The organism is Flavobacterium cerinum, from assembly GCF_024496085.1.
GTDB classification, from domain to species: domain Bacteria; phylum Bacteroidota; class Bacteroidia; order Flavobacteriales; family Flavobacteriaceae; genus Flavobacterium; species Flavobacterium cerinum_A.
On the sequence record NZ_CP101751.1, the window covers coordinates 3,822,235 to 3,848,385 of the forward strand.

The window sequence follows — 26,151 nt, forward strand, 5'->3', positions numbered from 1 at the left end:
TCGGGTGGGTTTATTCTGCAACTTTATTTTTAATCACCAAACGGAAACCTTCTCCGTGAATGTTCAGGATTTCAACATCCTCATCCTGTTTCAGGTATTTACGTAATTTGGCGATATATACGTCCATACTTCTTGAGGTGAAGTAATTGTCGTCTCTCCAGATTTTAGTTAATGCCAATTCTCTCGGCATTAAATCATTTTCATGTAATGCTAACATTTTCAGCAATTCATTTTCTTTAGGCGATAATTTAATCGGCTCTTCTTCCTGGAAAGAAAGGAAACGCAATTTAGAGTTCAGATGGAATTTACCGATCTGGAATTCAAATTTTGTATTATCAGTTTTTACTTCAGAAGCTTTACGTTGAATAATCGCTTTGATTTTCATCAATAATACTTCCGAATCAAAAGGTTTGTTCAGGTAATCATCAGCACCTACTTTATAACCTTTCAATACATCTTCTTTCATTGATTTAGCCGTTAAAAAGATAATCGGCACTTCTTTATTTTTTTCACGGATTTCTCTCGCTAAGGTATAACCATCTTTGTAAGGCATCATTACGTCCAAAATACACAAATCGAAGTTATCTTTTTTGAATTTTTCGAAACCTTCCATTCCATTTTTGGCTAAAGTAACGTCAAAATCATTTATTAAAAGGTAATCTTTGAGCACTGCTCCAAAATTGGGGTCATCTTCTACTAAAAGAATTTTTTTGTTAGTTGTATCCATATCATTAATTTATTAGTGGCACTTTGATAATGAAGGTACTTCCTTTTCCCTTCTCGCTTTCTACAAATATCTGACCGTTATGGTCGTCAATAATACGTTTCACATAGGCTAATCCCAGCCCGTGTCCTTTAACGTTGTGTAAATCGCCGGTGTGCTCTCTGTAGAATTTTTCAAAAATTCGCTTTTGAGCCACCTTACTCATCCCTGCCCCCTGGTCTTTTACTTTAATCAGTACAAAATCTTTGACATTTTCTGTTGTTACATCAATTATTGGGGCTTCTGGTGAATATTTAATTGCATTGTCCAGTATGTTAACCATTACATTGGTAAAATGTACATCATTTAGCAATATTGTGGTTCTTTTTGCATTCAGGTGGCTTTTTATAATTCCGCCTCTGTCTTCCACAATCAGGTTAACGTGTTCAATTGCATCTTCTATTATATTATGAACGTCTGTAGGTTCTTTGCTGATTTCCAATTCTCTTTTTTCGAGTTTGGAAATACGCAGTACGTTTTCTACCTGAGCATGCATTCGCTTGTTCTCATCCCGTATCATTTGCAGGTAGCGTTGTACTTTTTCCTTATCATCTATGATTTTCGGGTTTTTAATCGCATCTAAAGCCAGATTAATCGTAGCAATAGGTGTTTTAAACTCATGTGTCATATTATTGATAAAGTCGGTTTTGATCTCTGAAATCTGTTTTTGTTTTATCAGCTGGTTCAATGCACTAAAATAAGCCACAATGATAACCAGTGTAAAAATGATGGAAAGCGATGTAATTCCTATCAATGATGAAAACAGGAATTTGTTTTTCTGCGGGAAACTCAACAAAAGCTGGTATTTACTTTGCCCTTCATTATCCGGGAAAACCGGGATACTGTAAGTTGAGTTTTTATCGTAGTTAAAATTTTCCGATTTCACTTTGGTTGCCAGCATATTACTGTAAATCCCGAATTCGAAAGGTGTATTTACACCATACTGATTCAGTTCGTTACGCAACATGTTCTGTAATTTTTCTTTCGAAACCCGTTCCTGAATTGGTTTTAATCCTACGATATCTTTAAAATAAATTTCAAACTGAGCTTTATCCAGAATATCAAGGTTACCTTCTTTTTCGATCGTAACATCCGGCATCGGGGCTTTCTGAAAAGTGGCAGCATTGTCTACTACATTTCCATTATAGATTTCTGTTTTTCGTTTCGCTACGAAACTTTTGAGCGAAACGGAGTCAGATCTTTTATCAAAGAACGAACGATTTAAATTGTAATCTTCTAAAACGATGGTGTTGGAGTAAATGATCTGTTCATTTGTTTTCGGATCGCGTTTTACATAAAAATACTCCAGTAAATCACTTTGCCTCGGCACTTTTCCAATACTATCCTTAAGCTTATTGAACTTTTCATAAAACTCGAAGTACTCTTGTTGTTGTAGTTTATTCGCTACACTACCGATAACCTGTTGCACATGGTACTTAAATTGTTCTTCATTATTCTTGTAGGAAGTATTAATCCAGAATAACTGTACCAAGATAATTCCTACCAAAGATAGGCTCATCAAAATTATCAATAAGAGGAATCTCGTTTTATTCATCAAAACAAAATTAACATTTTAACATTTATTCCTTAAAAACATTAACCAAAGATTAACATCTTAACCGGTTTTTACATTTTATTCAATTCTTTAAGAATTAAATCAACTTTACGCAAAGAAGATGCCAAATCAGTGTTCTCTATTATATAATCGCTAATTTCTGCCTTTTTTTCTTCCGTCCACTGGTTTTTCATGCGTTCCAGCACTTGTTCTCTATCAACTCCGTCACGCTTTATAACACGCTCTATTCGAACCTCTTGAGGCGCTGTTACTAATATTATTTTATCGCAATCTTTATAACTACCACTCTCAAAAAGAATTGCAGCTTCTTTAACAACAAAATTGCTTTTTATATTATTTTTTAACCAATTATCAAAATTTTCCTTAACAGCAGGATGAATAATTCCATTCAATTTTTCTAATAATTTAGGCGATGAAAACACTAATTCTGCAATTTTTTTGCGATTTAATTTATCATTTTCTATTACATTTTCAACAAAAATATCCTGAACCTTTTTTACAATTCCGGGATCCTCCATAATCGCTTTAGCTTGATCATCAGCTATATACACCGGAATTCCTTTAGACCGAATATATTCTGCTATAGTTGATTTCCCGCTTCCGATACCTCCGGTGAGTCCAATAATTTTTGTCATTTTCTTATTTTTTAAAGAATAATTCCGGAAATGCACTTTCCGGTTGCTTTTTTAGTACAAATATCCTAAAAAACGATATTAAGAAGCCGGTTCCATATCCGTAAAACTGAATTACACTCGCAATTACAGCCAAAAAACCGATTTTTAAACTGGCGTTTTCTATAATACCAGCCAGTAATAAAATCGCAAAATATAAGGTATAACATTGAAACAGGATTGGAATTCCGAACGCATAAAGCCCGAGAGCAACCACAAATCCTAAACAAAATAATGTCGGTAACCAAAACGTTATCTTTTTGTATTTCGGATACCAGGAATCCAATATCGGTCGTGCTTTCCCGAATTTATTAACCTGCTTATAGAATTTACTCCAGTCAATTCGTCGTTTATGATATACATACGAATCTTTATACAATCTGGTTTTAAATCCCATTTCCCATAATCGTATTGACAAATCCGGATCTTCTCCCGGATGTATGTTTCCAAATCCGCCGGAAGCGCCGAATGCCTTTTTAGACAATCCCATATTAAAGCTTCGGGGCTGAAATTTCCCTATTTTCTCAGAACCGCCTCGTACACCTCCTGTAGTAAGGAAGGAAGTCATTGTAAAATTGATTGCCTTCTGAATATCGGAAAAAGAATCCAATGCCTTATCCGGTCCGCCAAAACAGTCCACATACTCTTTCTCAAGGTTAGCCGCTACAGAAGTCAGATAATTTTCAGGCAAAATACAGTCGGAATCCAGAATAATAAAGTATTGTCCGATTGCCTGTCGCATTCCGAAATTACGGGAATCACCCGGTCCTGAATTCGGTTTATTGTAATACGATATAAATAGTTTACTCTTGAATGCAGCCACAACATTTTCACAAGGTATCGTAGACCCATCTTCAATCACTACTACTTCAAAATCGTCCTTATAATTCTGTCGTGTCAGGCTTTGCAACAGCTCTTCAATTTCATCCGGTCTGTTATACACCGGAATTATCAATGAAAAATACATCAGTCTCTTTTTTTAACAAAGATAAACTTTATAAAAAGAAAAAAACCACCTCAAAGAGATGGTTTTTATGATGATCCGTTTTTACGGTTTTTTTATTCGCCTTTATCAGCCAAGCCTTGTTCGAAAGCTTCCATTACCTCCTGGCTCACTCCCATATTGGAGAATCCACCATCGTGAAGTAAGTTTTGTAATGTTACTTTTCTGGTCAGATCCGAGAACATCATTACGGTATAGTTTGCACAATCTAATGCAGAAGCATTTCCTAGCGGTGACATTTTATCAGCAAATGCGATAAATCCTCCGAAACCTTTTACACCCTGACCGGCTGTAGTTGGCGTAGGTGATTGAGAAATTGTGTTTACACGTACTTTTTTATCTCTTCCGAAGAAATATCCGAAGCTACGTGCAATTGACTCTAAATACGCTTTATTATCCGCCATATCGTTATAATCCGGGAAAACACGTTGTGCTGCCATATAAGTTAGCGCTACAATACTTCCCCATTCGCTCATCGCGTCTTTTTTGTATAAAACCTGCATTACCTTGTGGAAAGAAACAGCTGATACATCCCATCCTTTTTCTGTAAAATCGTAATTTTGGTTTGTATAGTGATTTCCTTTTCTAACGTTTACTGACATTCCGATGGAGTGCAATACGAAGTCAATTTTACCTCCAAGAATTTCTACTGCTTTATCAATAAGGTTTTCCAAATCTTCAACAGAAGTAGCATCAGCCGGAATAATTTGAGAACCTGTTTTTTCAGCCAACTGATTGATCGTTCCCATACGCATTGCAATCGGAGCATTGGATAATACAAATACCCCTCCTTCTTCATGTACGCGCTCTGCCGTTTTCCAAGCAATTGAATTCTCATCTAAGGCTCCAAAAATGATTCCTCTTTTTCCTTTTAATAAATTGTACATAGCTATATTTTTAAGTAAATTTCAATTTTAATTTTTCAAAAATAGTCATTTTATCTTTCACCCTATCCATATTCATCTTCATATTCTCAATAAACTGAGAGCCAAAACCATAGGAAGCCGCTTGTTTATAGGCTGCATAGGATTGTAACAGATCAAATTCCATTTCGTAAATTCTGCCGAACTCACTGTAATAAGAAGCTTTATCCGCTCCTTCAAGATTTTTTAGCGTTTCTGTTATATGTTCTTTTGCTTCCGTTAATCGTCCCAGATCAACCAGAACATACGTATAATTTAAATAAGCTGCCGGATATTTCGGATCGAAACGCATTGCAAGCTTATAATGATAGATCCCTTTTTCGTGATTACTCAGCTTTGTATAATAGATCCACCCCAAATGATTATGTGCTTTTCCAAAATCCGGATATTGTTCCAGAATTTCTTCGAGAATTTCTTTTGCTTCAGAAACATTCCCTTCCGATATCAAAGCATCCGCTCTGATAAACTGATTTTCGTAGTAACTTATATTTTCTTCCAAAATAAAATCCTTTAATCAATTAATAATGATTTCGCATGATTCAGCGCCGAATCGGAGATATCTTTACCGGAAAGCATTTCTGCAATCTCAACGATACGCTCATCATTTGTCAACAATTTCAATTCTGAAACTGTAGTTTCGCCTTGTACCGATTTAAACACTTTATAATGTTGATTTCCTTTTGCAGCGATCTGCGGTAAATGCGTGATCGCAAAAACCTGCATTTGCCGGCTCATCTTTTTCATAATATCGCCCATTTTGTGTGCGATTTCACCGGACACTCCCGTATCGATCTCATCAAAAATAATTGTTGGCAATTTTGTATAATTCGCTAATATCGCTTTTACAGCCAGCATAATTCGGGACATTTCCCCTCCTGACGCTACTTTTTTCAGCAGTCCGAAACTCGTTCCTTTATTGGCCGCGAACAACAATTGTACTTCATCTTTTCCGGATGGTAAAAATGTTTCCGTTTGCTTGATATCAAATTCAAAACGGGCATTTGGCATACCTAATTCTGTTAATATCGCTGTAATCTGGTCAATTAAAACCGGAGCTGCTTTTTCCCGATTAGCCGACAGGGTTTTCGCGAATCCGTTTAGCGCTTCTTTAATCACTATTTCCTCGTTTGTCAGCATTTCAATCTTTGCATCCATATCATCCGCCTGCACTACTTTTTCATCCAGTGCTTTCTGGATTTCAAGTAATTCTGCAACCGTATTCACCTGATGCTTTTTCTGAAGCGTATAAATATTCTGTAATTTCTGATTCGTTAATTCCAACTGCTCCGGATCACTCGTTAAAGCATCCGCGTGGCGTTGTAATTCATCAGCGATATCATCAAATTCGATTAAAACGCTGGAAAGCCGATCAGATAAATCCTGATATTCTTTTGACAGCGGTGCAATCTTCAATAATGTCGCTTTTACTTCTTTTAGATTCTGAACCAATCCGATTTGTTCTTCATTGGCTATCATTAGTGACTTATCCAGTGCTTCCCGGATAAACTCAACATTATTTAGTTTTTCAAACAAAGCTTCAAGCTCTTCCTGTTCGCCTTCTTTTAAATTTGCGACCAGTAATTCTTCTAACAAAAACGTATTGTAATCCTGTTCTTTTAACAACGCTTCTTTTTCCGATTGCAACTGTTTTAACTGCGATTTTACGTTTTTATAACGGGATAATCGGTTTTTGTATTCCTGTAACACATTTTGGTGACCGGCTAATGCATCGAGTATTTGCAACTGATACGCTTCATCGGTTAATTCCTGTGTCTGATGTTGCGAATGAATATCAAGCAAAAAATCACCTAACTCCTGTAATTCCTGTAAGTTTACCGGACTGTCGTTTACAAAAGCTCTTGATTTTCCGGAAGGAAGAATTTCCCGGCGTATTATGGTTGTCGTTTCGTAGTCGAGATCATTTTCATCGAAAAAGGATTGTAATCCGTACGGTTGTATTTCGAAATGGGCTTCGATTATACATTTTTGTTCTTTATCTTTTAAAGAGGTCAGATCCGCACGACGTCCCAATACCAAGCCTAAGGCGCCCAGTAAAATCGATTTTCCCGCTCCGGTTTCTCCGGTTATAATTGAAAATTCATTAGAAAAGCGAATCTCTAACTGTTCAATCAGAGCAAAATTTTTAATCGATAAGGATGTCAACATAATTTGTGCGGCAATTAATTAAAACACAAATTTAATATTTTATATTACTCCATTTAGAAGAATTTAACGGAGATATTCTATTTAACCTTTCTACCAATTGTACGATATCAACATTTGGTCCTCCGGAATACATACTAACAATTTCATCCACTTTAGCGTCGAAAAATACACGCATCAGGAATGAATTCGGACGCACATCGTGAACTTTCGAAAGTGTTTCGATAGCTGCAATTACTTTTTCTTTAGCTGTTTTCTGATTTTCAGCCATTCTGTCCAGACCTTGTAAATGAAACTGATACATGGCTTCTCTGAACGGCATATACGTATTTGACAACATGTCATTGATCAGATAGTAACGTGTGTTTCGTTTTTCCGACTGAATCCACCCTTCATATCCGCTGGATTGCGCTACATTGGCAATCGCCAGTGCCGCATCCAAATATTTTGTTCCACCGGCTTTTTGATAAGTATCACCGTCAATTCCGATAATCATATTAGCATAAAAAGCCAAAACGGAAATCAGATTAGAATCAAAACTATTCGGGTTAAAATACATGTTTTCAAATTCCACATAACGGAATTTAAAATCTTTGTCATTAAAATTGAAAACCGGCGACGAATACGTCGAATTATATACCGGACGTGATGATTGCACTTGTATAGTCGCATCAAAGTTGTTGGAATCAAATCCGTTTACCGTGATAAAAACCACACAATTGATCTTTTCGTTTTGCTTAAAGGTTTTTTCAGTCCACTTCGTATTGTTCATAAACTCCGTGATCTGCTTTTCAAGTGTTTTGAAAATCTGCGGGTTTACGTTCGTAATCTGACTATAATTTACACTTACACTACAATTCAGTTCCTGAGCAAAGCTATTCAACGATAAAAAAGTAAGTAAAAGTAATATCCAGTTACGCATAGTGAGCAATTATTTTGTTGACAATATCCTGAGCGACTTCTTCTTTGGTTTTCAGTTCCATCGGCTCAACTAAAAAATCTTTATCGATAAACGTTACTTTATTGGTTGGCTTTCCAAAACCGGCACCTGTATCATTTAACGAATTTAAAACTATCAAATCTAAGTTTTTTTTCTGAATTTTCTGCTTCGCATGCTCAATTTCATTTTCAGTTTCCAGTGCAAATCCGATTAAAAACTGTTTGGACTTCACTTCTCCAAGCGAAGCGAGTATGTCTTTTGTTTTTTCCAGTTCTATGGAAAACGCAGCATCATTCTTTTTTATTTTCTGACTGGCTACTGTTTTCGGACGATAATCTGCTACAGCAGCAGCCGATACGGCAATATCTACCTGATCAAAACAGGCATGACAAGCCTCATACATTTCCTGTGCCGACACTACTTTTTGAACCTGAACACGATCGTGTTTCAAATCCAGATGCGTCGGGCCGGAAACCAAAATCACTTCAGCACCATTATCAGCAGCAACTTTTGCAATATCATATCCCATTTTTCCGGACGAATGATTTCCTATAAAACGTACGGGATCTATAGCTTCGTATGTCGGACCTGCCGTTACGAGCATTTTTTTCCCCCGAAGCGGTAGTTTCCCTTCCAGATCCTTTTCAAGAAATGCAACAATATTTTCCGGTTCAGCCATACGACCTTCTCCCGAAAGTCCGCTGGCCAATTCTCCTTTTTCGGCCGGGATAATACTATTTCCGAAATCCCTTAGTGCATTAAAACTTGCTATTGTAGAAGGATGCTTATACATATCCAGATCCATCGCAGGAGCGAAATAAACCGGACATTTAGCAGAAAGATAAGTAGCAATGAGTAAATTATCGCAATTCCCGTTTACCATCTTGGAAAGGGTATTGGCAGTTGCCGGAGCAATTACGATCAAATCTGCCCACAAGGCAAGATCTACGTGATTATTCCATACGGCATCTTCATCGTCTTCATTAAAAAAAGTGGAGAATACCGGTCTTTTAGATAAGGTAGATAATGTTAAAGGTGTAACAAAATCTTTAGAAGCAGGTGTCATGATCACCTGGACCTGCGCACCTGCTTTTATAAAAAGTCGTACTAATGTAGCCGTTTTATATGCGGCAATTCCACCAGAAACTCCTAGTATTATTTTTTTACCGCTTAAAACAGACATTATAATTATTTGTTAGAGTCTCTGTAATAGATTTTACCTTCCAACCACTCTTGTACTGCTAAAGCGTGTGGTTTTGGTAATTTTTCGTAGAACTTGGAAACTTCGATTTGTTCTTTGTTTTCAAAAATTTCCTCAAGACTGTCATTGTAAGTAGCAAATTCGTCAAGCTTATCGATCAATTCTTTTTTAATTTCGGAATTAATCTGATTTGCTCTTTTTGCCATAATGGTGATCGCTTCATACACGTTACCTGTCGGCTCTTCAATCTTACTCTTATTGTAGGTAACGGTGTTTACTGGAGCAGTAGTCTTTTTTAAATCCATCGTTATTAATTATTTAGAAAATTGTTGTAATTCTTTATCAATCTGAGCCAACATATCATCGGCTTTTGCTTTGTATTTCGTATCTTCTTTAAAACGTATCAGTGCCGAATAAGCTGCTTTAGCATTATTCAAACGTTCTTCCATTTTAACATGAACACTATTTATCGCCAGTTTATAGGCAGAATCAAATTTATAAAACAAAGCATCTTCTTTATAAATCGTTCCCGGGTAATCGGAAATAAAATTATCCAATGATTTAATGGCCGCATTATAATCTCTCGTCCATTCCCCGATAGTATTGTACTGTTTTGCAATTTCGAAAGCTTTTTTCTCCAGCTTTTGACGCAATTCGGTTACCATTTTATTAGCTTCGGCCATATTAGGCGAATCCGGATAAGCATTGATATACTCCTGTAACTTATCTATTCCTTTTTGAGTATCGGTTTGATCGATAGAATATACCGGTGACAACTGATAGAAGCTTTTAGCGCCTAAATAAGCTGCTTCTTCTCTTTTCTCACTTTTCGGATAACCTGCTACAAATGATTCAAACTGATATCCTGACAAATAATACTGTTTTGTCTTATAATAAGACTGAGCAAACATATAAAACAGTTTTTCCGCCTGCGGTTTCCCCCGGTTCGGCGCTGCAATCTGTTCGAACAAACGAATTGCTTTTGAATATTTTCCGGCATCGTACATTTTAGTTGCCACTTCATATTTCATAGCCAAATCTTCCGATTTTAAGGCTTTCTGATACTGGCTGCATGACGTTAAAAGAACCGCAAAAAGAAAAATATATAGAAATTTACTCATTTTATTTTCAGTTTATATGCCTCAAAAACAAAGAAAAGTCTTTTTTCGAAAGCAAATGCAAATTTAGTTATTAATTAGAGAATACAAAATCTTTTTTTTCGACCGAAAAACAAAAAAAAGATGCCCATAAAATGACATCTTTTAAAACTCTTTTTTCGTGATTTTATTGCACTGTATTCGGTTGATTCCCGCTGAAATTTTTCATATCGTTGTCAAACAGATACAATCCGCCTTTATCATCACCGATTAAGTTGATCTTATCTAAAATGGTTCTTGCCGTAGCCTCTTCTTCGATTTGCTCTGACACATACCATTGCAGGAAGTTATGTGTAGCATAATCTCTTTCCGACAATGAAACATGAACCAGTTCGTTAATACTGGCCGACACCATTACTTCGTGTTCAAACAATTGTGTAAACAATGCTTTAAAAGACGAATAATCCAATGACGGCTCAATTACCGCCGGGATTTGCGCCTGTCCGCCACGTTGGTTTACATATTTTACCAACTTAAGCATGTGCATTCTTTCTTCATCAGATTGCGCATACATAAATGTTGCAATCCCTTCAAAACCCTGAACTTCAGCCCAAGATGCCATGGCCAGATAAATTTGCGAAGAATCGGCCTCCACTTTAATCTGGTTATTAATAGCTGCTTCAATAGTTTTTGATAACATATATTTCTTTTTTTTTTAGTGAAAAGCTAATTTACTATTTTCTTTACAAATTCATCAATGCGTTTTGCTAAATCTTCGTTAACATTTACCAATGGCAAACGCACTGTATCTTCCGACAATCCCAGTGATTTAAACACGGCTTTGATTCCGGCCGGATTACCCTGCTCAAAAATCATATCAATACTGTCAGCCAACAAGTAATGTAAACGATAAGCTTCATCTACCTTACGTTGCAATCCTAAACGAACCATTTCTGAAAATTCTTTCGGGAACCCTTCTCCTATCACCGAAATCACTCCGGAACCACCGGCCAGAACCATTGGTAATGTCACCATATCATCTCCGGAAATAACTAAAAATCCTTCCGGTTTATGCTGAATCAATTTCATTGCCTGAACGATATCACCGGCAGCTTCTTTAATTCCGATAATATTTTTAAAATCATTCGCCAGTCGGATTACCGTTGACGGCAACATATTACTCGCTGTTCTTCCCGGAACGTTATATAGAATAACCGGTATCGGAGAAGCTTCTGCCACCGCTTTAAAATGCTGATAAATTCCTTCCTGAGTCGGTTTATTATAATACGGCGATACGGAAAGAATCGCCTGAAATGCTGACAAATCACGTGTTTTCAACTCTTCAGTTACTTTATGCGTATTATTTCCACCTACACCTAATACTAAAGGCAAACGTCCTTTATTAGCATCAATAACAGTTTGAATCACCAGTTCTTTTTCATCCTGGCTCAATGTTGCTGATTCACCTGTTGTTCCCAACACGACCAAATATTCCACACCGCCTTCCACAACGTGGTTTACAATTCTTGATAATGCTTCGGTATCTACCGAAAAGTCTTTTTTAAATGGTGTAACAAGTGCAACACCGGTTCCGATTAATGACTGCATGGTTATTTAGATTATATTTTATTTAAAATTTTCAGATAGCGGAACAATTCCGATACAAATTCCTGATACTTTTCAGCGACTGTAGCAATCATAAAATGGTACAATCTTTTATCTGCCGTAGAAAATCCGACTTTAAAACGGGCTTTTGACAACATTGTCACCCACATCAGCGGTGCTTTTTCCACATCATAATATCCGATCAGCATATCGAAAGGCGTTTCACAAAAATCGGCAACCTCTTTTTTAGCCAATTCTCCACTCATTGTGATATCTTTTCTACTAAAAAACGGGTAATCAAATACCTCTTTTTTCTTGATCGTATCTTTATAAATTAAAATTTTGATGTTTTTTTCCGGAATTCCCTGTGCGATCAATTCGTTAATCAGATTGTCCTGCGCCGAAAAATAACTCTCATCTAACAACAAACCAATTGTTTGAATTTTCTCTGCTGTAGCGGTAAGTTTATAGTTAGGTAATCTTTTTTTAATGATTTTTTTTAGGGAAAAATCCTTTATTGTTTTTAAAAACATAGTACTTTTACTTGGAATACAAAGTTAATTAAATAAGGATTATAACAAATGACAAAATTAAGAAAGTATAACCGTATTTTAACTTCAATTATTGCCCTCTCGGGTATTTTTTTATCCGTTTCCTGTACCACTCAAAAGTACACAAACACCAAAATTGAAGGAAAACAAATCGGTGTCACAAATGCGTACCCGGATGTTAAATCTATCGAAGATTATGTAGCCCCTTACCGCGACCACATCAACAAAGATCTGGATCATGTATTAGCTTACGCGCCTGAAACTTTAGACAAGAGCAAAGGCACCTGGCAAACTACTATCGGAAATCTTTTGGCCGATGCTACAATTGAAATGGGCAATCCGCTTTTTCAATCCCGCGAGAAAAAGAACATCGACATCTGCTTACTAAATCACGGCGGAATCCGTGCTATTTTACCGAAAGGAGATGTTACCACCCGTACCGCTTACGAAATCATGCCGTTTGAAAACAGTTTGATCATTGTTGAATTAAAAGGCGCTCAGATTCGGGAAATGGCAGAATACATCCTAAAAGAGAAAAAACCACATCCGTTATCCGGTTTAAAAATTGTGGCCGACAAAGACAATTTAAACATTAAATCGTTAAGTGCTAACGGAAAACCCGTTCAGGAAAACCAGATTTACAATGTAGCTACTTCCGATTATCTTTCCAATGGCGGTGATAGTATGAATTTCTTTAAAAAAGGAATTAAATCCTACGACATGGATTATAAACTTCGGAATTTATTGATTGACTATTTCAAAAAAGTCGACACTATCCCTGTTATAACAACCGAACGAATTATCCTGGAATAAAAGATTAAGAAGATGAAAAGAAGAGAATTTTTAAAAGGTACATTAGCCAGTTCAGCTTTAGTTACAGTAGGCGGCCTTTCATTGAGTAGTTTTACCAATGCACCGGATATCAAAAAATTAACCATTCTGCATACTAACGACGTTCACAGTCATATTGATCCGTTTCCTGCAACTGATCCGAAAAACCCGAATATGGGTGGCGTTGCGCGTCGTGCCAGTCTGATCCAGGAAATCCGAAAAGAGAATCCGAATGTACTGCTTTTGGATGCCGGTGATATTTTCCAGGGAACTCCTTATTTTAATTATTACGGAGGTGAATTGGAATTCAAACTGATGAGTATGCTGCAATACGATTTAGCCACTATGGGAAATCACGATTTTGACAACGGAATCGATGGTTTTTATGCGCAATTACCGCATGCTAAATTTGATTTTGTTTCAGCCAATTACGATTTTAAAAACACGGTATTGGACGGAATTGTAAAACCGTATAAAATATTTGTAAAAGACGGCATCAAAATAGGTGTTTTCGGTTTAGGAGTCGAGCTTCAGGGATTAGTTGACAAAAAGCTTTACAAAGAAACCGTTTATAACGATCCGGTGGAAACCGCAAACGAAATGACCCGTATTCTGAAACACGAACAAAAATGTGATTTGGTTATCTGTTTATCGCATATCGGATTTAAATACAACAACGAGCCGGAACGTATTTGTGATGTTCTTCTAGCCCGAAGAACCAAAGATATCGATTTGATCATTGGAGGACATACCCATACATTCTTAACCAAACCGGTAATCGAAAAAAACCGGGACGGAAAAGAAGTTTTAATCAATCAAGTGGGTTGCTATGGCATTAATCTGGGGCGTATTGACTTTTATTTCGATGCCGACAAAACAAAATCACACTCCGGAAAAAGTATTGTTGTATAACATCCTTTTATGATCCATGCTCAATATCGCTTTATAAAGCAAGTATTGCGCCACAACAAACATAGCCAGTGAAATCGGTCTGAATATCAATATTGTAAGATAATACAAATTGATTGTAACAATAAACTGGATAAAAGTAAACAATAAGGTACTTATCAATAAAAGGGTATTTACCTTATTGTTATTTAAAATATAATTGGCTAATGTAAACCCTCCCAGAAAAATCATAAAAACCCCGTTAACCCAAAACAGGTAAACTCCATTTTCAATTTCTGCATTTACTAAATTTGCTACTGTAATATATATAAAGAAAAACGGTATACACCCGATCAGAAAGGGCATCATTTTAGGAAATGTGATTCGTTCGACCAAAGTATAAACCACTGCTATCCGATAAAGCAAAAAGAACAGTGATCCGAAATACACCGTATCTTTTGTAGCGGCCACAAAAGCAATATTAGCGATCCAGTTAAAAAAAAGTGCCAGTATAAAAACATTATTCCGTTTACCGGAATTCAGGTAATACAGAAAAAACAATACCGGCATCAGGAAAGGCTTTGAAATATAAGTCAGAAAATGATCCTCTAAATATTCACTGATCACTGCAATTCCGCCAACCAGAAAATAAAACAAGATTAAAATTCCGTTTATCCCCTCTTTTACTTTTGGCTCCATAAGGTATAACATATTAAAACAGAAGCATTTTTGCCGCAAGGTACAATAGGATAACCTTAGATATCATAAAAACTCAGGGAAAAGCAGATTCTATCGATTTACTTCAAAAATAAACGTTAATTCCACCCGCTTTCCGATCGATAGCTATTCCTTACTGAATCATTATCAGAAAATCATCTTCTGAAATAATCGGAATATTTAACTGACTGGCTTTTTCTAATTTCGACGGTCCCATATTGGCACCCGCTACAACATAATCCGTTTTTTTAGAAATTGAACTTCCTAGCTTTCCTCCGTTATCTTCAATTGCTTTTTTTAAATCATCTCTCGAAAATTTCTCAAAAACACCGGATACGACAAAGGTTTTTCCGGATAACAAATCAGACACAGCCGTATCATGATGTGCTCCCATCTCAAGTTGCACACCAAAAGTTTTCAGCCGTTCGATAATAACTTTATTCGAATCATTGGCAAAGAATTCAACAACACTTTGTGCAATTTTTTCTCCGATTTCATCAACCAATACCAAATCTGTCAAATTCGCCTGCGCAATAGCATCAATCGTTTTATAATGTTTCGCCAGTTTTTTAGCAACCGTTTCCCCTACATAGCGGATACCAAGCGCAAACAACACGCGTTCAAACGGTATTTCTTTCGATTTTTCAATTCCTTTTATCAGATTGTCTGCTGATTTTTCCGCCATTCTTTCCAACGGAACTACCTGTTCTTTTTTCAGTTCATACAAATCGGCATAATCCAGAACCAGTCCGTTATTATATAGCAAAGCAACGGTTTCACCACCTAAACCTTCAATATCCATTGCTTTACGCGAAATATAATGTTGAATACGTCCGATAATCTGCGGCGGACATCCGTAGAAATTCGGACAATAATGTTGCGCTTCACCTTCTTTTCGAACCAATTCGGTCTGACATTCCGGACAATGCGTTATATAAACCGTTTTTTGAGAATCTTCCTGTCTGTTTTCGAGATCAACAGCAATAATTTTCGGAATAATTTCACCTCCTTTTTCCACAAAAACCGTGTCGCCGATACGGATATCCAGTTTTTCAATCTGATCAGCGTTATGTAAGGAAGCTCGTTTTACAATTGTTCCGGCTAATTGAACCGGTTCCAAATTTGCTACGGGCGTAATCGCTCCGGTTCGTCCGACCTGATAAGCAATCGACAGTAAACGAGTCGACACCTGCTCTGCTTTAAATTTATAAGCAATCGCCCAACGTGGTGATTTAGCAGTATACCCCAATTCATCCTGGTATTGCAGGCTATTTACTTTTATCACGACACCATCGGTTTCATAGGGTAACTCATGACGGTGCACATCCCAATGATCAATAAATTCAAAAACCTCCTCCATATTCCGGGCCAGATGTGCCTGTTTGGGTACTTTAAAACCCCAGTTTCTCGCTTTTTCCAAACCTTCAAACTGCGACTGAAACGGTAGTTGTTGCCCCACTATTGCATATAACAAACAATCCAACGGTCTTTTAGCGACTTCCGCGCTATCTTGTAGTTTTAAGCTTCCGGAAGCTGTATTTCTCGGATTTGAATACGGTGTTTCACCGATTTCGATCAACTCCTGATTCATTTTTTCAAAGCCGGCAAAAGGTAAAATAATTTCACCCCGAATGTCGAACTTTGGCGGAAAATCGCCTTTCAAACTAATCGGAACGGCTTTAATTGTTTTGATATTATTAGTCACATCATCCCCTTGAAAACCATCTCCCCGAGTTACTGCTCGTTTTAACTTTCCGTTTTCATAAGAAATCGTAATGGAAGCACCATCGTATTTTAACTCACAGGTATACTCCAATGCCACATCGCCCAATATTTTCTGGGCTCTTTTTTCCCAATCTAATAAATCTTCTTTGGAATATGAGTTATCAAGCGAATACATTCTGTATTCATGAAACACCGTTTCAAAATTCTTCGTTATTGTTCCTCCGACCCTTTGTGTCGGTGAATCTTCATCAAAATATTCCGGATGCTTGCTTTCAAGTTCCTGTAACTCTTTCAATTTCAAATCAAATTCATAATCTGAAATGGTTGGATTATCCAAAACATAATAATTATAATTATGTTGATTCAACTCTTCTCTCAGCGTCTGAATTGTCTGTAAAATATCCATAAAATAAAAAAATTGGGAAAACCAGTTTAAAGGAACTAATTTAACCAATTTCTCTATAATTACAGGCGGTAATTCTAAATTTCTGTTATTCGAGGATATTTTCCATTTGTCGGTATAAATCACCTTCACAAAGAATAGCTCCTTGTTTAATCAAGCCGAATATTTCATCGTTTCGTTCATCAACAAATACTTTTTGTCCTCTTTGGATTTCAACATTATCGGTGAACAAGTTATCACTCAACCATTCCAAACCTTCTTTCGACAGAAAATCCACATCTGTTACTAACGAATGAATCACAATGGTTTGCATATGAATATCACTGCAATGAAACAGGAAGATATGATGCTTTGAGTAATGTTCCAGGTATTTAGCATTAGACAGTACACCTTCCCAGATCAAATCCGAGAAAACATCAATTTCCTGTTCGGCCACTTCCGGGTTTTCTGTTTTAATTTTATCCCATTCGGTTTTATCGACCGACTGAGTTGCCAGAAAGTTAATAAATTCCGGATGTAGTTCTTCCAGTTGTTCTTTTGTTAATCGGGTATATCTCATTGTACTTATTTTAAAGAGCAGTCCGGAAAAATCAAGTCCGCGACACAGGATAAAGGTATAAAAAAAGCCTTCCCGAATGAGAAGGCTTTTACTTTATTTTTCGAAAATTATGCTTTTTCAGCGATAATTTCGTATGCTAATTCAACGATTACATCACGGTGTAAACGAACGGAAGCATTGTATTTTCCTGTACGTTTTACGATACCTGAAGTGATGAATTTTTTATCGATTGCATGACCGTTTTTCTCTAAAACTTCAGCGATATCAGCACTAGTAACTGATCCGAATAATTTTTCACCACCAGCTTTAGCTGTGATTTTAATCTCTAAAGCTTTGATTGCTTCAGCCAAACTTCTAGCATCAGCAACGATTTTAGCTTCTTTGTGTGCTTTTTGTTTTAAGTTTTCAGCTAATACTTTTTTAGCTGACGGAGTTGCTAAAATAGCAAATCCCTGAGGAATTAAAAAGTTACGACCGTAACCTGGCTTAACAGATACTACATCGTCTTTAAAACCTAAATTCTGTACGTCTTGTTTTAATATAAGTTCCATAATCTCGCCTCTTTTTTATTTTAATAAATCAGCCACATATGGCATTAATGCTAAATGACGTGCTCTTTTTACCGCTACAGATACTTTTCTTTGGTATTTCAAAGAAGTTCCTGTTAAACGACGAGGAAGGATTTTACCTTGCTCATTAACGAATTTTAATAAGAAGTCCGGATCTTTATAATCAACATATTTGATTCCGGATTTTTTGAAACGACAATACTTTTTAGTTTTGTTAGTTTCTATATTCAAAGGCGTAAGATATCTGATATCCCCGTCTTTTTTTCCTTTTGCAGATTGCTCAATACTTGACATACTAATTAAGCTTTTGTAGATTTTAATTTTGCTCTTCTTCTTTCAGCCCACGCTACTGCATGTTTATCTAAACTTACAGTTAAAAAGCGCATTACTCTTTCGTCACGACGGAATTCAGTTTCAAATGCAACTAAGATATCTCCAGCTACTTTGAATTCGAATAGGTGATAAAAACCACTTTTCTTGTGTTGGATTTCGTAAGCTAATTTTTTTAAGCCCCAATCCTCTTTCGCTACCATCTCTGCTCCTTTAGAAGTAAGAAAATCTTCAAATTTGCTTACTGTTTCCTTTACCTGCTGCTCAGATAAAACGGGATTCAAGATGAAAACAGTTTCATAATGATTCATAAGAATAAAATTTATTTGTTATAAAATTGGGTGCAAAAATAATGATTTATATTTAATCTACAAGGCTATTTTCTTTTTTTTGAACCTAATCCTATTTTATCCTCAGTATTCTTGCTCAATCCGATCTGTTTTTCTATTTTTATTACTGAAATAACCCTATTTGATTTTATATTAGAATATGAAGATAAACTGTATAGTAGTTGATGATAGTAGTATTCAGCGTTTAACCATAACCAAACTTGTATCCGAAAACCCAAATCTCTCTCTTGTCGGCGAATTTTCCAATGCTATTGAAGCTAAGAATTGTATTACCAACAAAAACGTGGATCTGGTTTTCCTGGATATTGAGATGCCGGTTATTAACGGTTTCGATTTACTCGACGGACTGAAGGCAAAACCACAGGTGATTTTCATTACATCGAAAACAGAATACGCCGTTAAAGCATTTGATTATGCCGCGACAGACTATTTACACAAACCCATTACACGGGAGCGCTTTAATGTTGCTGTTAAAAAAGCGATGAATTTTGTCTTACTCGGAAAAGAGAATTCCGATGAAGAAAGTCCGTTTATTTTTATTAAGAGCAATCTTAAAAAACTAAAAATCTATATTTCAAGAATCAAATGGATTGAAGCTTACGGTGATTATGTAAAAGTAATTACTGATGAAGACAATCATTTGGTATTATCGACGATGAAAGCGTTTGAAAGCGAACTTCCGAACGACAAATTTATTCGGGTTCACAAATCCTTTATTGTAAACATTGATAAAATCGACAAATTCAACAGTAAATTTGCTGAAATCGGCACTAATAAAATCCCTTTAAGCCGGAACAAAAAGGAGGATCTGGTAAAAGCAATCGAAAACACCTAATAGTTATCGACATTAACCATCATTTTTATTGCCCGGTATTGTGGAATCGCTTCAAAACTATTCGCTATTTTTCGAATTGTTTTTTTAGTATTTCCCAAATGGTTTTTCTGCGGAATCTTAATCAGTATGGTCCGGATGTATTCATTCCGGATCCTGCTTATTGCCGGTTCTTCCGGTCCTAATACCGGAATTTGTAACGATTGTGTCAATACATTATACATCCACATTGCCCCTTCTTTCAGTTTATCGAAGTCCCGGTGCTTTAAAGTCAGTTTTATCAATCGGTAAAAAGGCGGATATTTAAAATTGTGCCGTTCATACACCTGTTCTTTATACATCCCCATATAATCATTTTCGGTAACCTGACGAATTATATTATGATACGGATTATACGTCTGAATCATCACTTTTCCTTTTTTCTCGCTTCGCCCGGCTCTTCCCGCTACCTGCATCATCATTTGATACGCTCTTTCATGCGAACGAAAATCCGGTTGATTCAACATATTGTCGGCATTCATAATTCCAACTAATGTCACATTATCAAAATGCAATCCTTTAGCCAGCATTTGCGTTCCAACCAAAATATCGATTTCCTGCTCCCGAAAAGCATCGATTATTTTTTCATAACCAAACTTACCTCGCGTTGTATCCTGATCCATTCGCCCGATATTCTTTTCCGGAAACAGTTCCCGTAATTCCATTTCTATCTGCTCCGTACCGAATCCTTTTGTCGACAAATCTACCGACTGACAGGCGTGACAATGCGTAGGATTCGCAATGGAATAACCACAATAATGGCATCGTAGCTGATTTTTAAACTTATAATAGGTAAGACTTACATCACAACTCGGACATTGCGGTACATGTCCGCATGTCATACATTCTACAAAAGGGGAATATCCTCTTCTGTTTTGAAACAAAATTACTTGCTCGTTTAACGCCAATGATTCTGAAATAGCCTCAATCAGCGTATCACTGAAATGCCCTTTCATTCGTTTCCTTTTATACTTATCTTTTAAATCCACTAAAAAGATTTCCGGCAGCAATACTTTTCCGTAGCGCTCCGTCAGATTTACCAATCCGTATTTTCCGGATTGTACATTATAATAGGTTTCCAGACTTGGCGTTGCGGATCCCAAAAGCACTTTAGACCGATGTGCTGCTGCCAGAACGATAGCCGCATCTCTTGCATGATAACGCGGTGCCGGATCAAACTGCTTAAAGGTTTGCTCGTGCTCTTCATCAATCACAATAAGTCCCAGATTGGAAAACGGTAAAAACAAAGCCGAACGTGCTCCGATTACAATTTTAGCCTTTTCCGAGCTATGCAATACCTGTTGCCAAACCTCTATCCTTTCATTATTGGTATATTTCGAATGATAAACCGCTACCTGGTTTCCGAAATAAGCCGTTAGCCGACTAACCAACTGTACCGTTAGTGCAATTTCCGGCAAAAGATACAAGACCTGTTTGCCTTCCGCGATATATTGTTCGATTAACTTAATGTATACTTCCGTTTTTCCGGAAGCCGTAACACCGTGTAATAACGAAACCGTTTGTTTAGTAAAGCTTTCCCCGATTTCATCCAAGGCTTTTTGTTGTGCTCCGCTTAATTCAAAGCCGGCATCCTCCGCTTTTTCAAAACGCACCCTGTCTTCCGTCAGAAAATACGCTTCAAATATCCCTTTATCGATTAACGATTTAACGACAGCACTTGTCGAACCGGAAGCGTCGATTAATTTTTTAACTGAAACCGGTTTCTTTTCGACCGCCTGCAATTGAAAATAGTGCAACACCAATTCCTTTTGCTTAGGAGCACGGGATAACAATTCCATTAATTCAGACAATTGCTCCTGTTGCAAAAACTCCGATTGCAAACGAATATAACGCGTTTGCTTCGGTTTGTATTTCTCGACAACTTCTTCCTGTAATGTCAATACATTTTTAGAAAGCATTCTGTTTAAAACCGGAAAAACGTTCTTTTTCCCCAGAATTGCCATTATATCTTCCACCTTTAAAGACGATTGTTGCTGCAACGCCTCCCAGATCAAAAATTCATCATCTTCCAACGCTTTACTATTCACATCAGCATCCTGCGGAGAAGCAATGATCGTTTCACTTTCCAGTAAAAAACCGGACGGAAGTGCCATTTTAAATACATCTCCGATCGCACACATATAATAATCGGCAACCCATTTCCAATGTTCAATCTGGTACTCATTTACAACCGGAACCTCATCTAATATCTGATGAATTTCCTTTGCCTGATACAAAAGCGGTTCATTCTGATGCAAATCAATTGCCAGCGCCGTGTAAATTTTATTTTTACCAAAAGGCACCGCCACACGCATTCCTTTTTTAAGGAATGTATATTCGGCTTCTGAAACCTGATACGTAAAGGTTTTATCCAGCGCTAACGGTAAGACAACTTCTACAAAATATGACATTGGTTGATTTTAAAATACAAAGATAAAAGGTGACCATAAAAAAACACTTCCTTTACGAAGTGTTTTTTTACATTATATATAAGGTAAGCTTATTTTACTCTTGACCAGGTTTGTGTTCTTCCGATTAACGAAATTCCTACATAACCTCTAACATTTAATTTATCGCTACCGTCCAATTTAACGGTACATTTATATAATTTTCCTTTATTCGGATCCAGGATTTTACCATCTGTATATTCATCCCCGGATTTTTTCAATCCTTTGATAATTGTTAATCCTAAAATCGGTTTATCTTTATCTTCTCCGGTACAATCTTTACATTTCGCATTCTTTTTGGCCGGATTTAAAATCTCAACCACTTTCCCGTAAATTTTTCCTCCGGATTCTGTAATTTCCACAATTGATTTGGCTTCACCGGTTTCATCGTCAACCGTTTTCCATTTCCCTACCACACTTTGTGCCTGAGTTGTAAACAGTCCTAAAAATGCAACAAAGAATACCGTCAAAAGTTGTTTTTTCATAATTATTAGTTTTTTCGTTTTGTTAAATATATAAATTTTTTCTTTTTAATTTGTTAATAGTCGCGTTTAATTCAAATCCTAACAACAGGATCATGCAGTTTATCCATATATAGAACATCAATACAAGAAGCGTACCAATTGATCCGTATAATTCGTTATATCGCGCAAAACGAACCACATAGATTCCAAATACATACGAACTGATTACAACTAAAACGGTTGTAAAAATCGCTCCGGCATTAAAAAAAGGAATCTGCTTGGTTTCTCTTGTTCCGAATTTAAACAGGAATGATGCCGATACAAATAACATAATCAAGATAAAGGCATATCGTGCTAGTTGAATAAAAAGGACATCATCTAACAACAATCGGTTAGATAGCATCTGAATTACCACTTCCGATACGACAATCGCTGATACGGTGATGATTAAAAAGAATGAAAAAATAACAGACAAACCAATTGCAACTGCATATTGCCTGAAATAACCTCTGGTAATCGTGATGTGATAAGACGATTCAAATCCGCCCAGAACAGCATTCAATCCGTTAGACATTAAAAAAATTGACAAAAAGAATCCCGAAGAAAGGAGGCTTTTGTAACTATTATTCATAATATCCATCAGAATAGCTTCGATAGCACCGTAAGTATTAGGCGGCACACTATCTGAAACAAACCGCAGAAAGTCTTCCTGAAAACCTTCCAACGGAATATACGGTATCAGGTTCAGTATAAAAAGAGCAAACGGGAAAAGCGCCATAAAGAAACTAAAAGCAATAGCTCCCGCCCGATAAGAGAAAGCCCCTTTTGCAATTCCGATTCCGTATAACTCTAACAGATCGTACAAGGACAAGCCTTCCAGACCCGGCACTTTTATCGTTTTGATAAAAGCCATAAGTTTGTTTAGTACCGGAATTTTTTCAATTTGATCTTCGATTTCTTTTGACACTTACAGCAGCTGTTTTAGGTTTTGTGTTGGTTTTTATCTAATGTAATATACAAATTAAATCGCCTTCAGGCTCAGATCCAGATTATAAATCGAATGCGTCAACGCTCCGGACGACACATAGTTCACCCCGCATTCCGCATAGTGACGAACGGTTCCTTCGTTGATTCCGCCGGATGATTCCGTAAGACACTTTCCGTTAATCATTTCAACTGCTTTTCGGGTATCCTCATAATCAAAGTTATCCAATAGTATACGATATACGCCTTCGCTTTCAAGAATTTCGCGAACCTCTTCCAGATTTCTGGCTTCCACAATAATTTTCAGATCCAGATTATTCGTTTTCAGATAATCATTTGTCTTTCCGATGGCTTTTGTGATTCCGCCTGCAAAATCGATATGATTATCTTTTAGCATAATCATGTCATATAAAGCAAAACGGTGATTTTCGCCACCGGCTATTTTAACGGCCCATTTTTCGATCGTTCTGATTCCGGGTGTTGTTTTTCGGGTATCTAATATTTTTGTTCCGGTTCCTTCCAAAAGATCCACAAAAACTTTGGTTTTCGTTGCAATAGCACTCATCCGTTGCATCGCATTCAAAACCAATCGTTCTGCTTTTAAGATCGATTGCGAACTTCCGGAAACATGAAAAGCGACATCACCGTATTTCACAGGCGTTCCGTCTGTTATAAAAACATCCATCTGCAATCCCGGATCTACATATTGAAATACCTTACGGGCAAATTCAACTCCGGCCAGTATTCCTTCGTCTTTTACCAATAACTTTGCTTTTCCGGTAGCCGATTCCGGTATACAGGCTAACGAACTATGATCACCATCTCCTACATCTTCTCTAATAGCATTGGCGATTATCAAATCCAGTTCGTGCTGAAATTGTGCTTCTGAAATCATCTGTTTTCTATTGAGATGCTAAAATAGCGATTCATTTGAAGATTTAAAAATTTCTATTGACTTTAAACCTTTATTAACGCTACAATAACATCCCCTATTTATTTAAAAATTTATGCCTAAAATTCTTTCACAATTTACAGCATACGAGTCGATAAATTAAGTAACTTTATAAGGATTAACCGCTAACAGTTTTAGTTATGTGGCATACTCAAAAAATACGACTCTACTTTGAATTTTACAAAAGTACACTAGCTGTAAACCTCTTTATCTCCTTTATCTGGTTGTTTTACAGTCTGGGTACCTTTTTTATATCTTTTTGTACTTTCGGGCTTATTGCCGCGTTTCTTTTTAAAGAATATTACCGGAAAAACGAATACTATTTTTACCATAATAACAGTATTAGCCGGACTACTCTTTTTATGTTCTGTTTTATTCTCAATATTATTCTTTCTATTGTTATTAAAATCCTGAGCTATGAACTATTGCCTTGAAGCAGACAGCATCATCAAATCCTATGGTGATGATCCGCTACTGACCGATATTTACCTGAAATGCGAAACGAATGATATTATCGGTATTTTAGGACGGAACGGTACCGGCAAATCGACTTTGCTAAAAATACTTTTCGGTACAATGGAAGCCGAAAACAAGTCAATCCGGATTAACAATACGGTTTACGAAACACCTTACCAACAAAAGAACCTGTTTGCTTTTTTACCTCAAAATCATTTTATCCCCGGATATTTTAGTGTCGAAAAAGCTATTTCCTTATTTTTACCATCAGCGATCGGCATTTCATTATATGAAGATTCAGTTATTCGGAGCATTCGCAGTAAAAAAATCCGGGATTTATCAGCCGGAGAACTGCGTTATCTTGAGGTGAAACTGGTTTTACATCTTGAATCTCATTTTGTTTTGCTGGATGAACCTTATTCAAGTCTGTCGCCGCTTTTAACCGATGACATCAACCGGCAAATTGAAGAAAAGACAGCCCAAAAAGGTTTTATCATTACCGATCACCATTATGAAAGTATTTTTAAAATAGCGACTAAAATATATCTGTTAAAAAACGGACAAGCCTATCCGATCCGAAACAAACTGGAACTGGTCGAAATGGGCTATTTAAAATCCAATATGTTATAAAATGAAAATCCACACCCGTACATTCGACGCCTTTACCATTACCACCGACAAATCCAAGCTCGACATCAACGTTATTCATCGCTATTTATCCGGTGAATCGTACTGGAGCAAAGACATCCCGATAGAACGTATTCAGAAATCCATAGAAAACGCTTTGTGTTTCGGAGTTTATCACAATGATCAACAAATTGGGTATGCCAAAGTTGTTTCCGATTTCTCCACTATGGCTTATCTGGGTGATGTTTTTATACTGGAAAGCTATCGCGGCCAAGGATTATCCAAACAACTGATGGAAACCATCATGTCACATCCGGAATTACAAAATTTACGCCGTTGGATTTTGCTTACGGCCGATGCACACGAATTATATAAAAAATACGGATGGCAACCGATAGCCAGTCCGGAAAAATGGATGGAAATCCACCAGCCGGATATTTTCCGTAAGCTATAAAAACAAAAAGGGATGTCATTAATCCAACATC

At 36.7% G+C, this 26,151-nt stretch carries 29 protein-coding genes; 5 read left to right on the forward strand and 24 right to left on the reverse strand.

The features are described 5' to 3' along the window. Window positions 1-10: 10 nt before the first annotated feature. From NOX80_RS17305 to NOX80_RS17370, 14 genes are all read right to left on the reverse strand, one after another. Entirely contained in the window at window positions 11-727 is a 717-nt protein-coding gene (locus NOX80_RS17305; protein WP_256551066.1) for a response regulator transcription factor, read from the reverse strand. A gap of 4 nt (window positions 728-731) precedes the next feature. Continuing rightward, on the reverse strand, window positions 732-2,318 hold the full coding sequence (locus NOX80_RS17310) for a sensor histidine kinase (protein WP_256551067.1): 1,587 nt from the start codon (window positions 2,316-2,318) through the stop codon (window positions 732-734). A 71-nt stretch (window positions 2,319-2,389) separates the two neighbouring features. Beyond that, the gene (coaE, locus tag NOX80_RS17315; RefSeq protein WP_256551068.1) at window positions 2,390-2,974 is read right to left on the reverse strand and encodes a dephospho-CoA kinase; all 585 of its coding nucleotides are present in this window, start codon (window positions 2,972-2,974) and stop codon (window positions 2,390-2,392) included. Window positions 2,975-2,978: 4 nt separating this feature from the next. Further along, entirely contained in the window at window positions 2,979-3,977 is a 999-nt protein-coding gene (locus NOX80_RS17320) for a glycosyltransferase (RefSeq protein WP_256551069.1), read from the reverse strand. 92 nt (window positions 3,978-4,069) lie between these two features. Further along, complete coding sequence (locus tag NOX80_RS17325) at window positions 4,070-4,900, reverse strand: enoyl-ACP reductase FabI (protein WP_256551070.1); 831 nt, start codon at window positions 4,898-4,900, stop codon at window positions 4,070-4,072. A 10-nt stretch (window positions 4,901-4,910) separates the two neighbouring features. Further along, entirely contained in the window at window positions 4,911-5,435 is a 525-nt protein-coding gene (locus tag NOX80_RS17330) for a tetratricopeptide repeat protein (RefSeq protein WP_256551071.1), read from the reverse strand. Between the two features lie 11 nt (window positions 5,436-5,446). After that, the gene (gene recN / locus NOX80_RS17335) at window positions 5,447-7,102 is read right to left on the reverse strand and encodes a DNA repair protein RecN (RefSeq protein ID WP_256551072.1); all 1,656 of its coding nucleotides are present in this window, start codon (window positions 7,100-7,102) and stop codon (window positions 5,447-5,449) included. A gap of 31 nt (window positions 7,103-7,133) precedes the next feature. Continuing rightward, on the reverse strand, window positions 7,134-8,021 hold the full coding sequence (gene porD, locus NOX80_RS17340; protein WP_256551073.1) for a type IX secretion system protein PorD: 888 nt from the start codon (window positions 8,019-8,021) through the stop codon (window positions 7,134-7,136). Continuing rightward, window positions 8,014-9,222 carry a bifunctional phosphopantothenoylcysteine decarboxylase/phosphopantothenate--cysteine ligase CoaBC gene (gene coaBC / locus NOX80_RS17345; protein WP_256551074.1) on the reverse strand — a complete coding sequence of 403 codons (1,209 nt, stop codon included), beginning with the start codon at window positions 9,220-9,222 and terminating at the stop codon, window positions 8,014-8,016. Before coaBC ends, porD begins: the two co-directional genes overlap by 8 nt. A gap of 5 nt (window positions 9,223-9,227) precedes the next feature. After that, entirely contained in the window at window positions 9,228-9,545 is a 318-nt protein-coding gene (locus tag NOX80_RS17350) for a DNA-directed RNA polymerase subunit omega (RefSeq protein ID WP_256551075.1), read from the reverse strand. A 9-nt stretch (window positions 9,546-9,554) separates the two neighbouring features. Beyond that, window positions 9,555-10,361, reverse strand: coding sequence for an outer membrane protein assembly factor BamD (locus NOX80_RS17355; RefSeq protein ID WP_256551076.1), 807 nt, complete (start codon window positions 10,359-10,361; stop codon window positions 9,555-9,557). Between the two features lie 163 nt (window positions 10,362-10,524). Further along, a complete protein-coding gene (locus NOX80_RS17360; protein WP_256551077.1) occupies window positions 10,525-11,037 on the reverse strand; it encodes a ferritin in 513 nt (170 codons plus the stop codon). 26 nt (window positions 11,038-11,063) lie between these two features. Next, window positions 11,064-11,945, reverse strand: coding sequence for a 4-hydroxy-tetrahydrodipicolinate synthase (gene dapA / locus NOX80_RS17365; RefSeq protein ID WP_256551078.1), 882 nt, complete (start codon window positions 11,943-11,945; stop codon window positions 11,064-11,066). A gap of 11 nt (window positions 11,946-11,956) precedes the next feature. Then, window positions 11,957-12,475 (reverse strand): DUF6913 domain-containing protein, encoded by a 519-nt coding sequence (locus NOX80_RS17370; protein WP_256551079.1) that lies wholly within the window; start codon window positions 12,473-12,475, stop codon window positions 11,957-11,959. Window positions 12,476-12,523: 48 nt separating this feature from the next. Between NOX80_RS17370 and NOX80_RS17375 the strand changes: the two genes are divergently transcribed. Further along, a complete protein-coding gene (locus tag NOX80_RS17375; RefSeq protein WP_256551080.1) occupies window positions 12,524-13,306 on the forward strand; it encodes a 5'-nucleotidase C-terminal domain-containing protein in 783 nt (260 codons plus the stop codon). 12 nt (window positions 13,307-13,318) lie between these two features. Next, a complete protein-coding gene (locus tag NOX80_RS17380) occupies window positions 13,319-14,236 on the forward strand; it encodes a metallophosphoesterase (RefSeq protein WP_256551081.1) in 918 nt (305 codons plus the stop codon). Here NOX80_RS17380 and NOX80_RS17385 read toward each other — a convergent pair. The 6 genes from NOX80_RS17385 to rpsF all read right to left on the reverse strand — a co-directional run bounded on the left by NOX80_RS17385 (window position 14,207) and on the right by rpsF (window position 18,826). Further along, entirely contained in the window at window positions 14,207-14,911 is a 705-nt protein-coding gene (locus NOX80_RS17385; RefSeq protein ID WP_256551082.1) for a hypothetical protein, read from the reverse strand. The two genes, NOX80_RS17380 and NOX80_RS17385, sit on opposite strands and share 30 nt — an antisense overlap. Before the next feature lie 151 nt (window positions 14,912-15,062). Then, a complete protein-coding gene (gene ligA, locus NOX80_RS17390; RefSeq protein WP_256551083.1) occupies window positions 15,063-17,060 on the reverse strand; it encodes an NAD-dependent DNA ligase LigA in 1,998 nt (665 codons plus the stop codon). 85 nt (window positions 17,061-17,145) lie between these two features. Further along, window positions 17,146-17,616, reverse strand: coding sequence for a DUF6495 family protein (locus NOX80_RS17395; RefSeq protein WP_256551084.1), 471 nt, complete (start codon window positions 17,614-17,616; stop codon window positions 17,146-17,148). Between the two features lie 107 nt (window positions 17,617-17,723). Further along, window positions 17,724-18,167 (reverse strand): 50S ribosomal protein L9, encoded by a 444-nt coding sequence (gene rplI / locus NOX80_RS17400; protein ID WP_256551085.1) that lies wholly within the window; start codon window positions 18,165-18,167, stop codon window positions 17,724-17,726. 15 nt (window positions 18,168-18,182) lie between these two features. Next, on the reverse strand, window positions 18,183-18,479 hold the full coding sequence (gene rpsR, locus NOX80_RS17405; protein ID WP_114678073.1) for a 30S ribosomal protein S18: 297 nt from the start codon (window positions 18,477-18,479) through the stop codon (window positions 18,183-18,185). A 5-nt stretch (window positions 18,480-18,484) separates the two neighbouring features. Then, window positions 18,485-18,826, reverse strand: coding sequence for a 30S ribosomal protein S6 (gene rpsF / locus NOX80_RS17410; protein WP_256551086.1), 342 nt, complete (start codon window positions 18,824-18,826; stop codon window positions 18,485-18,487). A 178-nt stretch (window positions 18,827-19,004) separates the two neighbouring features. Here rpsF and NOX80_RS17415 point away from each other — a divergent pair, with 178 nt between their 5' ends. Beyond that, on the forward strand, window positions 19,005-19,700 hold the full coding sequence (locus NOX80_RS17415; protein WP_256551087.1) for a LytR/AlgR family response regulator transcription factor: 696 nt from the start codon (window positions 19,005-19,007) through the stop codon (window positions 19,698-19,700). Here NOX80_RS17415 and priA read toward each other — a convergent pair. From priA to nadC, 4 genes are all read right to left on the reverse strand, one after another. Next, a complete protein-coding gene (gene priA / locus NOX80_RS17420; protein ID WP_256551088.1) occupies window positions 19,697-22,147 on the reverse strand; it encodes a replication restart helicase PriA in 2,451 nt (816 codons plus the stop codon). The two genes, NOX80_RS17415 and priA, sit on opposite strands and share 4 nt — an antisense overlap. A gap of 89 nt (window positions 22,148-22,236) precedes the next feature. Continuing rightward, complete coding sequence (locus NOX80_RS17425; protein ID WP_256551089.1) at window positions 22,237-22,668, reverse strand: DUF2147 domain-containing protein; 432 nt, start codon at window positions 22,666-22,668, stop codon at window positions 22,237-22,239. Window positions 22,669-22,690: 22 nt separating this feature from the next. After that, a complete protein-coding gene (locus NOX80_RS17430) occupies window positions 22,691-23,614 on the reverse strand; it encodes a YihY/virulence factor BrkB family protein (protein WP_256551090.1) in 924 nt (307 codons plus the stop codon). A gap of 54 nt (window positions 23,615-23,668) precedes the next feature. Continuing rightward, window positions 23,669-24,526 (reverse strand): carboxylating nicotinate-nucleotide diphosphorylase, encoded by an 858-nt coding sequence (gene nadC / locus NOX80_RS17435; RefSeq protein WP_256551091.1) that lies wholly within the window; start codon window positions 24,524-24,526, stop codon window positions 23,669-23,671. 474 nt (window positions 24,527-25,000) lie between these two features. Here nadC and NOX80_RS17440 point away from each other — a divergent pair, with 474 nt between their 5' ends. Both NOX80_RS17440 and NOX80_RS17445 read left to right on the forward strand, forming a co-directional pair. Further along, a complete protein-coding gene (locus NOX80_RS17440; RefSeq protein WP_256551092.1) occupies window positions 25,001-25,669 on the forward strand; it encodes an ATP-binding cassette domain-containing protein in 669 nt (222 codons plus the stop codon). A gap of 1 nt (window position 25,670) precedes the next feature. After that, window positions 25,671-26,120: a GNAT family N-acetyltransferase gene (locus NOX80_RS17445; RefSeq protein ID WP_256551093.1), complete on the forward strand. Its 450-nt coding sequence runs from the start codon at window positions 25,671-25,673 to the stop codon at window positions 26,118-26,120. The last annotated feature ends 31 nt before the right edge of the window (window positions 26,121-26,151 follow it).